Annotated in this window: 14 protein-coding genes; 2 read left to right on the top strand and 12 right to left on the bottom strand. The window is 49.5% G+C overall.

Annotated features, from left to right (window positions below; genetic code table 11):
• The first annotated feature begins 151 nt into the window (after nucleotides 1–151).
• Together ACN0T0_RS04765 and ACN0T0_RS04760 are read left to right on the top strand one after the other, a co-directional pair.
• On the top strand, nucleotides 152–1,621 hold the full coding sequence (locus tag ACN0T0_RS04765) for a flagellar hook-length control protein FliK (protein ID WP_417223820.1): 1,470 nt from the start codon (nucleotides 152–154) through the stop codon (nucleotides 1,619–1,621).
• Between the two features lie 11 nt (nucleotides 1,622–1,632).
• Nucleotides 1,633–1,902, top strand: a complete 270-nt coding sequence (locus ACN0T0_RS04760; RefSeq protein ID WP_417223819.1) for an EscU/YscU/HrcU family type III secretion system export apparatus switch protein — start codon at nucleotides 1,633–1,635, stop codon at nucleotides 1,900–1,902.
• A 42-nt stretch (nucleotides 1,903–1,944) separates the two neighbouring features.
• On the opposite strand, the gene ACN0T0_RS04755 is transcribed toward ACN0T0_RS04760, so the two are convergent.
• Genes ACN0T0_RS04755 through flhF form a run of 12 tightly spaced genes read right to left on the bottom strand, consistent with a single transcriptional unit; the run spans nucleotide 1,945 to nucleotide 13,284 of the window.
• Complete coding sequence (locus ACN0T0_RS04755; protein WP_417223818.1) at nucleotides 1,945–2,337, bottom strand: DUF2802 domain-containing protein; 393 nt, start codon at nucleotides 2,335–2,337, stop codon at nucleotides 1,945–1,947.
• 12 nt (nucleotides 2,338–2,349) lie between these two features.
• The gene (locus ACN0T0_RS04750) at nucleotides 2,350–3,153 is read right to left on the bottom strand and encodes a chemotaxis protein CheW (RefSeq protein WP_417223817.1); all 804 of its coding nucleotides are present in this window, start codon (nucleotides 3,151–3,153) and stop codon (nucleotides 2,350–2,352) included.
• Nucleotides 3,150–3,923: a ParA family protein gene (locus ACN0T0_RS04745; RefSeq protein WP_417223815.1), complete on the bottom strand. Its 774-nt coding sequence runs from the start codon at nucleotides 3,921–3,923 to the stop codon at nucleotides 3,150–3,152. Before ACN0T0_RS04745 ends, ACN0T0_RS04750 begins: the two co-directional genes overlap by 4 nt.
• Nucleotides 3,923–4,894 (bottom strand): flagellar motor protein MotB, encoded by a 972-nt coding sequence (locus tag ACN0T0_RS04740; protein WP_417223814.1) that lies wholly within the window; start codon nucleotides 4,892–4,894, stop codon nucleotides 3,923–3,925. Before ACN0T0_RS04740 ends, ACN0T0_RS04745 begins: the two co-directional genes overlap by 1 nt.
• Before the next feature lies 1 nt (nucleotide 4,895).
• The gene (locus ACN0T0_RS04735; protein WP_417223813.1) at nucleotides 4,896–5,645 is read right to left on the bottom strand and encodes a flagellar motor protein; all 750 of its coding nucleotides are present in this window, start codon (nucleotides 5,643–5,645) and stop codon (nucleotides 4,896–4,898) included.
• Complete coding sequence (locus ACN0T0_RS04730) at nucleotides 5,642–6,739, bottom strand: protein-glutamate methylesterase/protein-glutamine glutaminase (RefSeq protein ID WP_417223812.1); 1,098 nt, start codon at nucleotides 6,737–6,739, stop codon at nucleotides 5,642–5,644. Before ACN0T0_RS04730 ends, ACN0T0_RS04735 begins: the two co-directional genes overlap by 4 nt.
• A 39-nt stretch (nucleotides 6,740–6,778) precedes the next feature.
• Nucleotides 6,779–8,920, bottom strand: a complete 2,142-nt coding sequence (locus ACN0T0_RS04725; RefSeq protein ID WP_417223810.1) for a chemotaxis protein CheA — start codon at nucleotides 8,918–8,920, stop codon at nucleotides 6,779–6,781.
• Nucleotides 8,921–8,932: 12 nt separating this feature from the next.
• Entirely contained in the window at nucleotides 8,933–9,748 is an 816-nt protein-coding gene (locus ACN0T0_RS04720; RefSeq protein ID WP_417223808.1) for a protein phosphatase CheZ, read from the bottom strand.
• Nucleotides 9,749–9,757: 9 nt separating this feature from the next.
• Nucleotides 9,758–10,144 (bottom strand): chemotaxis response regulator CheY, encoded by a 387-nt coding sequence (gene cheY, locus ACN0T0_RS04715; protein ID WP_417223806.1) that lies wholly within the window; start codon nucleotides 10,142–10,144, stop codon nucleotides 9,758–9,760.
• Between the two features lie 46 nt (nucleotides 10,145–10,190).
• On the bottom strand, nucleotides 10,191–10,910 hold the full coding sequence (locus ACN0T0_RS04710) for an RNA polymerase sigma factor FliA (protein ID WP_417223804.1): 720 nt from the start codon (nucleotides 10,908–10,910) through the stop codon (nucleotides 10,191–10,193).
• 20 nt (nucleotides 10,911–10,930) lie between these two features.
• Nucleotides 10,931–11,746, bottom strand: a complete 816-nt coding sequence (locus ACN0T0_RS04705) for a MinD/ParA family protein (RefSeq protein WP_417223802.1) — start codon at nucleotides 11,744–11,746, stop codon at nucleotides 10,931–10,933.
• A 26-nt stretch (nucleotides 11,747–11,772) separates the two neighbouring features.
• Complete coding sequence (flhF, locus tag ACN0T0_RS04700; RefSeq protein ID WP_417223800.1) at nucleotides 11,773–13,284, bottom strand: flagellar biosynthesis protein FlhF; 1,512 nt, start codon at nucleotides 13,282–13,284, stop codon at nucleotides 11,773–11,775.
• Nucleotides 13,285–13,298: the final 14 nt, after the last annotated feature.

Genomic DNA, 13,298 nt, shown 5'->3' with positions numbered 1-13,298 from the left:
ACAACCTCAAAAAAAGCAAAACAGGCAATGCCGCCTTTATAATTAGCAATATCCGCCGAAAGCAAGGCATTATATACAAAATAAACAGCCGTAGTGCATAACTCGGTCAAAAGAACTATGAAGGTATGGAACCTGAGCAGGAAAATAACGAATGCTTAATCCACTGAGCATACAGAATCTGCAAAACAGCGCGGGAAAACCCCTCTCTGCCACCGAACTGGTGCGTACGCTGCCGCTCAACAGTCCGACCCAAATTAACGTGCGCCAAAGCAACCCCGATGCATCACGGCCGAATCAATTTACCTTACAGGTGCAGCTCGGTAGTCAGCTATATCAGTTAAAAAGTGATCAACCCCTACCGCCCGGCACCACAGCAACGCTCACCCGCACCGCTGCCGGGGAGTTACTCTTAAGTAGTAACGCAAGCCCCGCAAACACCGCGGCCAGCACTAACACTCAATCGCTGACGAATAACCAACAGCCAGTGCCATTGCGTCAGAACGGCCCACAAACGTCCCCTCAAGATCAACGGGGACAGCAAGCTTCGACGAACTCACCCTCCACAGCGACGATTCCTGCCCGCTCTGCGGCAGAACTCAACCGGCTATTGCCCATTAACCGCCCGGTTCTAGCAACCGTATCGGTGGCCGTTAGAACCGGAGCTGGCGAGGGTAACATTGTCGCCACCATCAATGGCCGCCCGTTTTCGCTAAACCTTAATCAATCTCTGCCCTTCGATGGTAAGGTGATGCTGACCCGCACTGCTGATAACCAGGTGCAGATACAGCCCATCACCTCACCGGCGCAAAACCAGAATCTCGCCCATACCATTAATGACGCACTACGTTATGTGCTACCAACCCAACAACCCATTGCCGACAGCCTGCTTAAACTGCAACAACTGAATAATAAAGCCGGTGGTGAAAAAAGCCCCGTTAACGGCATGATCAGCTCACTGCTATCGCTCTTTGGTGTCAAAACCGAATCGGCTGCTCAAGCTCAAGCCGGGGTACAACAGAACTTACTCAATGGCGGGCTATTCACGGAGCGCAATCTCGCCGACCCGCGCAGCCAAATCTCGACCAATGATATGAAATATCAACTGAGTCAACTGTTACAGCAGGCGGACAAGTTGCCCGAACAGCCACGACAACAGTTACAAGACCTAGTTAAAGGATTACTAAACCGCATCACCGCCAATCAACTGGATAGCATCCACAACACCCGCATCAATAGTGACGGGGGGCTTGAACGTTATTTTTCATTGGATTTACCGATTAAGAACGGTGATCAACTGGATAATGTCGAACTTAAGCTCTCGGAGCATCGCCGCCAACTGTCTGAAGATGAATGGCAACAGCTTTGGCGGGTTCGGTTACATTTTGATATGCAGGAAAAAGGCACCATCGATGCAGAGCTGGTGCTGGAAGATGAACATCAAATTACCGCACATTTTTGGTGTAGCCAATCCGCCATAGCGGAGGAACTGAATGAGAAGCTACCCAGTTTTAATCAGCAGTTGCACCTTCAAGGGTTCAGCATTCATTCCACCCATTGCAGTGAAGGCACCGCGCCTAAGGCCATCAACCAGGTTGAACAGTTAATTGATGTCACAACCTGAGCGAGTCATCGATGAATAAAAAAACTGAAGAGTATCAAAAAGCGATTGCCCTTAATTATGATCACCAAGGGGCACCAAAGATCACCGCAAAGGGTCAAGGCGTAATTGCCGAACAGATCATCCGGTTAGCCAAGGAACACGATGTACATATTCACGAAAGTCCGGAGCTGGTTGAGGTGCTATTGCGCTTAGAACTCGGCGATGAGATTCCGGAAGCACTCTATCGCGCCATTGCCGAGATCATCGCCTTTACCTATAAACTAAAAAACGAAACACCTTAACTAACGACCAGCCAGCGAGGCTAAACCGTTAAGGTAAAGCTGTTAGCTTTGTTTATCCGGTGCCGTTATCTCTTTATGCAACAGCGCCATCAATTCAGCCTCAGGCCGGCCGATACCGCAGTTCTTCACCAGATCATCGACATCAGCCCCCATCTCCATTAACCGAGCGGCCTGATTATAGGCCAGCACACCGGGGTCGCGATTAGCCAATTCCTGCTGTTTTTCAGCGGTAATATTAAGTTGATTTTCAACATCCATTAGACGATGACCCATACCGATGGAACTACTCGTCAACGCTTGTATTTCGTTGCGCAGCACATTAATTAATGCTTCATACTGGCGCTGATGTTGCTGCAGCTTCCGCCGAGCATTAATCGTGTATCCTACCGACACCGATGCAATCACGGCGACAACCGCCAGGGCAAACCAGATCATTCTATCTCCTCATCACTGATGCCACGCTGCATCCAGTTCATCTAACAGCGCCGGAATATTCATAATCGCGCACTGATGTGTCATACAGGTACCCAACAGCCACGGTCGCGATTTAGGGTTGTTATTCCAAGTAATGGACTCGGCTTCTATTGTTTGAGAACCAATCATCAAATCGATCGTTATCGCCCATCCCGAGTCTTTAAATTTTATTAATTCAGCATAATCAGCTTTATCAGGCTCATATCGTTCCGGCACAATCCACATGGCGGTATCAACCACCCGCACCAAAGTACCCGACTCATCATAACTACCCAAAATCCACTCATCATCATGATTCAGCCCCAATTTCATGGCTTTAATATCATGTGCACCTTGTAAATATTTAACGGGCAATGCGAGCTTAATGCCATACATTTTCACCAGTAGGCATTGTAACGGTTCCACCACGATTTCTGGCTCTGGCTCTGGCTCTGGCTCTGGCTCTGGCTCTGGCTCTGGCTCTGGCTCTGGCTCTGGCTCTGGCTCTGGCTCTGACTCTGGCTCTGGCTCTGGCTCTGGCTCTGGCTGAACAGTATTGGGCTGCTCGCCAGACATATCCAGTATTATTTCCATCTCATCGAGATCGACATCTTCCATCTCGGGACCAGCTTTTGGCAGCTCCGCCGACACCAAAGATGTCTCATTACCGCCTACCTCCGGCGTTTGCGCCAGCTCAAGCTCACCTTCAACGCTATAAGGATTACCTTCATCCTTAAGTAAGGTATCGAGATACTCTTTTACTAGCTGCTGCTGTCGATTTAACTGACCGTCACTCATCCTCTACTCCGTTCCGCCAAACCGCGTAATATACGGATATAAGCCTGCACACCCGGCATAGTCAGATCCAGCTCCGACGGTGTCACCCCTTTAGCACTGGCAGTAATAAACTTACTGTCTACCGGCACCACGGAAGCAGCCATATTATCCACAAAGCGCTGATGTAACTCTCGCAAACAGCTGACAGACGTTGGAACAGTACGGTCATAAAACGTGGGGATAAGGGTATAGGTTAGCTGTCGTTTTCTCGCTCGATTGATCATAGCGATAGTACGCAGCATTCGCTCTAGCCCTTTCAAGGCCAAAAACTCCGTTTGAACCGGCACCAACAGATGGCCACACGCGGCTAACGCATTGATCATAAGCACACCTAACACCGGTGGACTATCGATCACGACATAGTCATAGCGGTCTTTTACCAACCGCAGCGCTTTAGCAACCTGTAACCCCATGCCTTCTTGACCAACAGATTTTCGCTCCAGCGTAGCTAGCGCTGTCGTCGCTGGAATGAGGTCGATGCCTTCATTCGAGGTAGGCATTAACAACGGCTCAAGCCGTTTCATGTCGATCTCACCCGGCTGAAACAGGTCATAAACACTGTTTTCTAATTCATCCGGATCATACTTAAAATAACTGGTCATCGAGCCGTGAGGATCAAGATCGACCAATAACACCCGTTGACCGGCATCAGCCAACAACCCGGCTAATGTAACAGCAGTCGTGGTTTTACCCACGCCACCTTTCTGATTGGCTACCGCCCATACCTGCATTACTGCGGTGACTCCTGTGCCTGCGGAGAAAAACGCTCCGGCGACGTTAATGTTTCTGTATCCAGCGGTTGAGTCGCTTCTTGACGACTAAAACTAATCCGCCCCTGATCATCTTCAACCGTTTTGATGGCTGATTCAGGCAAACCGCTTTCCGTCAAAATAGTGCTCACCGCGTCTTCACTCACCTGCTCACTGCCAAAAGCAGAGACAACCCGTTGGGTTTTCCGATCTCGAGTAATCACAATCACGATTCTACGATTCACTCTGCGACCGTTTTCCGTGCCGTTATCACCCAATGGTTGATATTCACCAAAACCTACCGCAGCCATGCGCTGCGGCGGAATACCATTCATTTCGAGGATTCGCACCACACCGGCAGCCCTTGCCGCGGATAATTCCCAGTTCGAAGGGTATTGATCAGAAGAGATAAACTGATTATCAGTATAGCCTTCAACGTGGATAGGGTTATCATACTGTTTAAGTATTTTCGCCACCCGCTCAAACACCGGATCGGATGTGATCGCTGGTAATGAGCCACCTTCAGGGTAAACGAGATTGGCGCCCAACTCTAAGGCGACCCAAAGATTATTACTCTGCACCGCAGCATGCCCGGTGCGAATCAGTTTTTTAAACTGCATCTGCAGCTGCTCACCAATCGCTTGAAGTGCAGCGCTATTTTCCGGCTTTGGTGGCACGATTTTCACGATTGGGCTTTGCTGACTGGCCTCCCCTAAGGTTTGACCAACGCCAGCGGGATCAACTGTGGATTGTCTATCGACCGGATTATTAGAGGGTTGCTTAGCAAACACGCCGGCAAATGAATCAGCGACCTGGCGATACTTCTCTTCATTTACCGACGAGATAGCGTACATCACCACAAAAAGCGCTAACAATAAAGTTAACAGGTCAGCATAGGAGATAATCCAACGCTGGGAGTGTAGATCTTGCTCTTCGACTCGACGCCTGGACACGTTAAGGCCCCTGTTCCAGGTATCCTTGCAGACGTAGCTGAATGATTTTAGGGTTCTGGCCCTCGGCAATGGATAGCAACCCTTCCAGCATCATCTCTTGATAGTAAAAACGCTTCAATATCACCGCTCGAATCTTATTAAACAGCGGCAGAAACAGCAGGTTTGCAAGCGCCACACCATAAATTGTTGCGACAAATGCGGTTGCTATACCCGACCCTAAGTTAGCCGGATCTTGTAAGTTAGACATCACATGTATCAACCCAAGCACCGCACCGATAATACCCATCGTCGGGGCATACCCGCCCATACTCTCGAGCACCTTAGCCGCCTGCAAGTCACGATTTTCACGACTCACTAGCTCGGTTTCAAGGGTCGAACGAATCACATCCGCGGTGCGGCCATCCACCAACAGCTGCAAACCATTACGCACGAAGCTATCACTTTGGCCGGCAATCTCATCCTCTAACGCCAGTAATCCCTTACGACGCGCAGTTACACACCAGCTGACAATATTATTAATCCCGTCACGGTAATCCAAATCGGTTTTACCAAACACACTCACAGATAACTTAGCTGCTCGAGAAAGCTCCGCAGGGGATGATTGAATTAACACCGCTGCAAAGGTCCCCCCAATCACAATCAACAGGGCAGGAAGATCAAACAGCTCATCAAAACCACCGCCTTCGAGATAGTTGCCACCAAAAATGGCAATAACCGCCAGCAGTATGCCACTCAGACTCACTAGGTTCATTTGTGTCCCCAATGATTAAACAGTTGCCGGATAGTTTCCAGATTCAGCACCGCATCAGCCAGATCCGCTTGAATAACGGCTTTTGGCATACCAAAAATAGTACAGCTTTCTTTATCTTGCGCCCAAACCGTGGCGCCAGCTTTTTTCAACACCCGTGCACCATCACAACCATCAGCCCCCATACCGGTCATGACCAGCGCCAACACCCGCCGACCATAGCCTTTGGCCACCGAAGCGAAGGTCAGATCAACACTCGGTTTATAGGTCATGCGCTCATCGCTTGCGCGAATAATCAACTTGTTGGGATTGGCCGGATCTAAAATCATTTGCTGACCACCCGGCGCAAGATAAGCATGCCCCGGCTTTAACTTGTCACCATTTTCAGCCTCTTTAATCTTGATAAGACTTAAATCATCGAGACGCTTGGCGAAAACAGAGGTGAATGCTTTAGGCATATGTTGAGTCAGCAGTATTGGCACAGGAAAATCAGCCGGTATTTGCGTCAGAATAAATTGTAAGGCTGCAGGGCCGCCGGTAGAGGAACCAATCGTAACAATGTCACAGTCTGGAACAGAGACCTCCTTATCGCTTTTTTCCTTCCACGGGGTACTGATAACATTTGAAGCGGCACTCACCGAGGTTCTATTCGCCCTAATCGTAACAGACGATACTGGCCGAGGCGTGCGCCGACCTAACGCCAGAATTTTTTCGGTCAGTATGGTTTCTATATGACCAGACTCGGTGGAACCCGGCCCTGCAACCCAGGCCCGGGCGTCTTTTTCCATATAGTCAGCAGCCCCCTGGGCTAGCGCTTCAAGGGTGACCGAAGCACTACGACGTGTCAGCGACGATAACATAATCACTTGGCATGGGTTTTCAGACATAATCTGTTTTAACGCGGTGATGCCATCCATCTTCGGCATCTCCACATCCATAGTGACCACATCCGGATGCAGCGACTTCACTTTAGCCACCGCCTCTTCACCGTCTTTAGCCGTATCCACCACGACGATGCCAGGGTTACTAGACAGTATTTGCTTTATACGGTTGCGAAAGAAGAATGAATCATCAACAACTAAAACTCGAACTGCCATACGGTTATCCAGTATAAGTCTGCCGCGCGAACATAATGCTCAACTGGCGTATGCCTTCAAGAGGCTAGGAATATCAACAATCAAAGCAATCCGACCATCACCCGTAATCGTAGCGCCCGATAATCCTGGGGTGCCGTGTAAAACAGAGCCAAGGGGCTTAATTACAACCTCTTCTTGACCCACTAGTTGATCAACCACAAATGCGACCTGCATGGTACCAACGTTAGTGATTACCACATGGCCATTTTCAGGCAACGGGTCTTTCTCGAAGCCTTTCATCAACCAGCGTTTCAAATGAAACAGTGGCATCGCTTTATCGCGAACGATAATAACCTGCTGCCCGTCAACCATATTAATTTGTGTTAGATCAAGATTGAAAATCTCATTTACATTGACCAGCGGTAGTGCAAACGCCTGACTTTCAAGCAGCACCATCAAGGTGGGCATAATAGCGAGAGTCAACGGCACCTGTATTTCAATACGCGACCCCATGCCAAGGGTAGAATCGACATCTAACTTACCGTTGAGCTGGGAGATTTTGGTTTTCACCACATCCATCCCAACACCGCGACCCGAAACATCCGAGATCTGTTCTTTGGTTGAGAAGCCCGCTGCAAAAATCAGATTGTAACACTCATGATCACTCAGTCGAGCGGCTGCTTCATGATCAAGCATACCGCGTTTAACAGCTAGATTACGCAGTACATTGGGATCCATACCCGCGCCATCATCCTCAATCACCAGCAGAATGTGGTCGCCTTCTTGTTCAGCCGATAACAGCACATGACCTTCACGAGGCTTATCATTAAATTCTCGAACGGCAGGCTCTTCAATACCATGATCGATTGCGTTTCGGACCAAGTGAATCAGAGGATCTGCCAATGCTTCGACTAGGTTTTTATCCAGATCGGTATCTTCGCCGCGCAGTTCAAGGTTGACCTCTTTGTGCAACTGCCGAGATAGGTCGCGAACTAAGCGAGGAAAACGACCAAAAACCTTTTTAACTGGCTGCATCCGGGTTTTCATCACCGACATCTGCAGATCAGCCGTCACCATGTCTAATGACGCTAATGCTTTTGACATATCACCGTCGTCGACCTCAGCACCCAACCTAACCAAGCGGTTACGAACCAGTACCAACTCACCCACCATATTCATAATCTGATCTAGCAGACGGGTATCCACCCGAACATTGCTTTCAGCGACCGGTTTGTGGGGATGGGCTTTAGCTGCGGCTGCCGAGGCAGGCGCGCTCTCAACACTGGGGGGAGAAAAGGAGGTCGCGGGGGTCATCGGAGCAGCGCCAGTCGGTTTAGGCGTTATCGCCGCAAAGGCGCCTTCACCCTTAGACTGCAGATCATCTAATAAATGTTCGAATTCATCATCGTCAATTAGATCATCACTTACCGCTGAGGTTGGCATGACAGGGGAAGCCGGCTCAGTCGCACCCAGTAGCAGATCAAACTCATCATCGGCACGGGTATCAACAGGCTTAACGCCGGGTGCACCACCCGGGCCATGCAGAGTATCTAGCAGGTTATCAAATTCATCTTCGGTAATAAGATCTGAGACGGGGGCCGATATACCCGGTGCACCATGAGCGCCGTGCAATTGATCGAGTAGGTCGTCGAACTCATCTTCAGTAATAAGATCAGAGGCCCCTGCACTATTCGCACCAGGAACATCCGTCGCCAACCCCGCCACGAGGGAATCAAACTCTGCCGCAACAGAGACATCATCGGCTTTCGCCGGTGCGACTGGCGCTGACGACGGCATCGGTGCTCCAAGGGACTTGCCGGAAGCGATCGCATCTAAGCCGGCTAACAGCTGAGGATCAACCGGATCAGGATAGCTACCCTGCTTTACTGTCTCAAACATAGCGTTAATACTATCCAATGCTTGAAGCACTAGATCCATTAACGCTGAAGAGACTTTTAAAGCATTGTTACGCAACTGATCAAAGAGATTTTCAGCGCTGTGGCAGCAATCAACCATCGGATCGAGTTGAAGAAAGCCAGCCCCGCCTTTTACGGTATGAAAGCCGCGAAAAATAGCGTTAAGTAATTCACGATCTTCAGGATGTTGCTCAAGATCGACCAACTGCTCAGATAGCTGTTCTAGAATTTCTCCAGCTTCAACTAAAAAGTCTTCCAATATTTCCTGATCAACATTCAAGGACATTCGCTTTACCCTTCAAAAACCGAGGCTAGACAGGAGGTCATCAACATCATCCTGATTGGATGCAACCGCCCCTTGATTTCGCCCCTTCATCTGAGGCCCTTCGGCTTTAATCTCTGAACTCTCAGCAACCGATGGTTCGACTACTGGTGTCGCACAATCCGCAATCGGCAACGCACCGAGGCTATTCACCCGGGAGGCCACTGCCATTAATCCAACTAGTTTTTCTTCGATATCAGCCACCAGCTGAATAACCCGCTTAATTAACTGACCGGTAATATCTTGGTATTCCTGTGCGAGTAAAATACCCGTTAACCGTTCTTTTAGCTGGCCTAAAACAACTTTGTGGTCACCGGCATAGCGACAGGCTTTCTCATAGAGTGCTTCGAGTTGTGGGTGATCACTCTTAAGCGCCGCAAGGTCTTCAATCAGCTCTTGGCGTTGTAAGAAATCCTGCTCAATCGTAGCAACATGCTGCAATGCTTCGTCCACCTGATCAATGGTTTTATGGGCATTAGCTTCAGTCAACTCTATCACATAGGAGAGACGTTCACTGGCGTCTGAAATTGAAGCGATACGTTGTTTCGAATCTTGCAATAACTCGGTAGAACTAACGTCGTCGGTAAAGCCAACAATCGCATTGTGCACGGCCCGGGTGAGAGTTCCCACCTCATGGTAGAGTGCTTGATGACGCATCTCATTGAGCTGCTGTACCTGATCCATCGCTTGCGGTAACTGCCCTTGACTGAGCAGTTCAACAAGCCGTTCAGCACGTGTCTGTAGCTCTACTTCAAAAAGATGCTGGTCGTAATGTTTTTCAAAATCAGACATAAACGCCTCCTAGCCCTGCAGGCGCTCAAAGATTTTGTCAATTTTCTCTTTCAGTACCGCAGCGGTGAAGGGCTTAATAATATAGCCGTTAACACCCGCCTGTGCGGCCATAATGATTTGTTCTCGTTTGGCTTCAGCCGTGACCATCAAGATCGGTATATGACTTAACGAAGGGTCGGCTCGAACCGTTTTTAACAGATCAATGCCGGACATTTTCGGCATATTCCAATCAGTCACCAAAAAATCAATCCCACCGGCTTTAAGCACAGGCAGTGCGGTTGAACCATCATCCGCTTCGACAATATTGGTAAACCCTAAATCCCGCAGCAGATTTTTTATAATCCGTCGCATCGTTGAGAAATCATCTACTACCAGAATTTTCATGTCTTTATTCAAGACAATCCCTCCTAACTCGTTTTAAACGGCAAGTTATTCTTCAGACTCACCGCCACTCTTTTAAACGACCACGTAACCGTAATGCCGCTTGACTGTGTATTTGGCTTACCCGTGACTCACTGACACCAAGCACTTTACCTATCTCTTTAAGGTTAAGCTCTTCATCGTAATACAGTGACAACACCAGCTTCTCACGTTCCGGCAACCCCTGTATTTCACGGGCGATCGCCTTCATAAAATCTTTTTCTTCAAACTCGTCAGAGGGGTTTGGCGAATTACTCGCAATGGTTTCCCCCGGCCCCTCATCCTGCGGCCCCGTCAATTTATCAAAACTAAACAGACGACTTTCAGCGGAGTCTTTCAATAATGCATGATATTCACTGACACTGATATCAAGTTCAGCAGCAACCTCCCCATCTTGGGCATCTCGACCGGTACGCGATTCAATCGTCTGAATAGCTTCCGAAACCCGGCGACCATTACGGTGCACTGAACGGGGCGTCCAATCCCCTCGACGGACCTCATCAATAATCGAGCCACGAATACGGATACCCGCATAGGTTTCAAAACTGGCCCCTTTACTCGCATCATATTTCTTCGCGGCTTCCAGCAGACCGACCATACCCGCCTGAATCAGATCTTCCAGTACGACATTACTCGGCAGACGCGCCAATAGATGATGAGCAATACGTTTAACCAGCGTCGTATGCTGCTCAATAATCTCCTGACTTGACTGAAACTGAAGCTGATTATACATAGAGACCATACGTTACTCTGATAATTTATTCAGGCGCCGGCAATCAAACGCTCAACAAAAAATTCAAGGTGCCCCCGCGGGCTGGAAGGCATCGGCCAAGCGTCCACTTTAGTTGCCAACTGTTTATAAGCCAGCGCCGCTTTACTCTGCGGAAACGCTTTTAAAACAGCACGTTGCTGCTTCACTCCCTTCCTTACCGCTTCATCATAAGGTATTGAACCCAGGTATTGAAGCGTCACATCGAGAAAGCGGTCAGTTACCGTCAATAACTTGTTATACATATTACGGCCTTCCTGCTCAGTGCGGACCATATTGGCCAGCACCCGAAAGCGGGTCATCTTGTAATCCCGGTTGAGTAATTTCATCAGGGCATAGGCATCGGTAATAGACGTCGGCTCATCACAAACGACCACTACAACATCCTGCGCCGCTTTCACAAAACTCACCACCGCCTCTGAGATACCGGCAGCCGTATCAATTACAAGAATATCGAGATCATCGGCGATCTCACTAAATGCGTGAATCAACTCCGAATGCTCATGGACGCTTAATGACGTCATCGCTTGTGTGCCCGAAGCCGCCGGCACAATACGCACATTCGTACCGACATCGATCAGTAGTTCTTTTAAACCACATTCACCCGACAACACATCAGAAATATTACGCTGCGCTTTAACCCCCAGCAAAACATCTACATTGGCAAGTCCTAGGTCGGCATCCATCAATACCACTCGATGTCCCATCTCACCTAATGCGAGACTCATATTAACCGAGACATTGGTTTTGCCTACGCCACCTTTACCACCGGTAACGGCAATCACCTTAACCGGTCGAGAACTACTCATGGCGGTTTCCTGTATCTGTTAACAAATCAGCTCTCCCAATGCTCATCTCTGGCCAACCTATCCTGCTGATGCTCATGAAATACGCGACGACTACGGGTCGCTTTCTGCGCCGTGATCACCGCCCGGCTGACCAAATCCTTTTTATGCGCCACGTCAATATCATCCGGCACCCGCTGCCCGTCTGTGACATAACTCACAGACAAACCGTTTTCGATCACCAGATCGAGGGCTTCCCCTAGATTACCGGACTCATCCAGCTTACTTAGCACACAACCACTCAACCCCAAGGGAGCATAGGTGGCATAGGCACTTTCGATCACATGCCGCTGACTCGAGCAGGACAGTACTAATAACTTTTTCAGCCGCACAGAGACATCTTCCAGCATATTCAGCTGTGCCTGGGTATGCGGTTCATGGGCGTTCATACCCGCCGTGTCTATTAATACTAGACGTTTGCCTCGCAAGGAAACCAGTACTTCATCCAACGAATTGTTTTCATCCACGACCCTCACCGGCACATCCAGTATGCGACCAAAGGTAAGTAATTGCTCATGCGCAGCGATACGATAGGAGTCCGTCGTCACCAGCGCGACACTGGAACTACCATGTTTTAACACATAACGGGCTGCAAGTTTGCCAATTGTGGTGGTTTTACCCACCCCTGTAGGGCCAACAAATGCAATCATCCCACCACGTTCGACGAAATCTTCCCCCATCACTGGAATATTGTCACTAAAACGAGTCAGAGTGGAGCGCCAAGCATCATCCAACTCATCGGTATCAACCACCTTAGACGATAACTGGCGACTAATCTGCGGGCCTAATCCGATCCGCTCTAAGCGACGCTCAACTTTTACAATGGCAGAATCAGCCAATTCATGCTGAGGACGCCCCGCAGCTTTAGCGGGCTGAGCTTTTGCTCGTGCTGGCTGAGGCGAAGAGGGTGGACGCGGAGGTTCAGCCTTTTCCACCGTCTGGGGACGATTAAGAATGTTTTTAAGGGATTCGATTTCCTGCTGCAAAGCGGCAATCGCATCTTGCTCATTATCTCGATCAGGGGGGGACTCTGGTGCAAACTCATGGCGCTGCCGAGTAGGATCAAGCCTCGGTGCAGCCACCCGCGCCTTGGTTTCCTGAACATTCGGCGATTGATACTGGCGCCCTTGTTGACGGCGCTTTAGCGTATCGAGAATCTCAGTTAGCTCATCATCATCGTCATCCAGCTGCCGATTTTTTTGTCTAGGTTCCGGTGCACCTTCCTGAGCCGTGGCTATCCGCGCCTGCGCCTTGCGCAGCTCCTCGGCGAGGTTACTCTGCAATTTGGCGGGCTTAGGGGCTTCTTTACGGGCGTGCTCTGCTGATCGTTTACGCTTAAATTCTTGCTGCGCAGCTTCATACTCATGCTCATGGGCCGCCACAACTTCAACGCCACCCGCCACCCGATGATTAGAGACAATCACCGCGTCCGGGCCGATCTCGTCCCTGACCCGTTGCATGGCCTGCCTCATATCCGGAGCAAAAAAGCGTTTAACTTTCATAACCGTCTCTATTC

Source organism: Amphritea sp. (assembly GCF_048266285.1).
Taxonomy (GTDB): Bacteria; Pseudomonadota; Gammaproteobacteria; order Pseudomonadales; family Balneatricaceae; genus Amphritea.
The sequence above is the reverse complement of the archived record's forward strand: the minus strand, read 5'-3'. Positions and strand labels throughout refer to the sequence as shown.

Excerpts from the sequence above, each read along its gene's own strand:
- ACN0T0_RS04765 (WP_417223820.1), top strand. The coding sequence starts at position 152 with ATGCTTAATCCACTGAGCATACAGAATCTGCAAAACAGCGCGGGAAAA.
- ACN0T0_RS04760 (WP_417223819.1), top strand. The coding sequence starts at position 1,633 with ATGAATAAAAAAACTGAAGAGTATCAAAAAGCGATTGCCCTTAATTAT.
- ACN0T0_RS04755 (WP_417223818.1), bottom strand. The coding sequence starts at position 2,337 with ATGATCTGGTTTGCCCTGGCGGTTGTCGCCGTGATTGCATCGGTGTCG.
- ACN0T0_RS04750 (WP_417223817.1), bottom strand. The coding sequence starts at position 3,153 with ATGAGTGACGGTCAGTTAAATCGACAGCAGCAGCTAGTAAAAGAGTAT.
- ACN0T0_RS04745 (WP_417223815.1), bottom strand. The coding sequence starts at position 3,923 with ATGCAGGTATGGGCGGTAGCCAATCAGAAAGGTGGCGTGGGTAAAACC.
- ACN0T0_RS04735 (WP_417223813.1), bottom strand. The coding sequence starts at position 5,645 with ATGAACCTAGTGAGTCTGAGTGGCATACTGCTGGCGGTTATTGCCATT.
- ACN0T0_RS04730 (WP_417223812.1), bottom strand. The coding sequence starts at position 6,739 with ATGGCAGTTCGAGTTTTAGTTGTTGATGATTCATTCTTCTTTCGCAAC.
- ACN0T0_RS04725 (WP_417223810.1), bottom strand. The coding sequence starts at position 8,920 with ATGTCCTTGAATGTTGATCAGGAAATATTGGAAGACTTTTTAGTTGAA.
- ACN0T0_RS04720 (WP_417223808.1), bottom strand. The coding sequence starts at position 9,748 with ATGTCTGATTTTGAAAAACATTACGACCAGCATCTTTTTGAAGTAGAG.
- ACN0T0_RS04710 (WP_417223804.1), bottom strand. The coding sequence starts at position 10,910 with ATGGTCTCTATGTATAATCAGCTTCAGTTTCAGTCAAGTCAGGAGATT.
- ACN0T0_RS04705 (WP_417223802.1), bottom strand. The coding sequence starts at position 11,746 with ATGAGTAGTTCTCGACCGGTTAAGGTGATTGCCGTTACCGGTGGTAAA.
- flhF (WP_417223800.1), bottom strand. The coding sequence starts at position 13,284 with ATGAAAGTTAAACGCTTTTTTGCTCCGGATATGAGGCAGGCCATGCAA.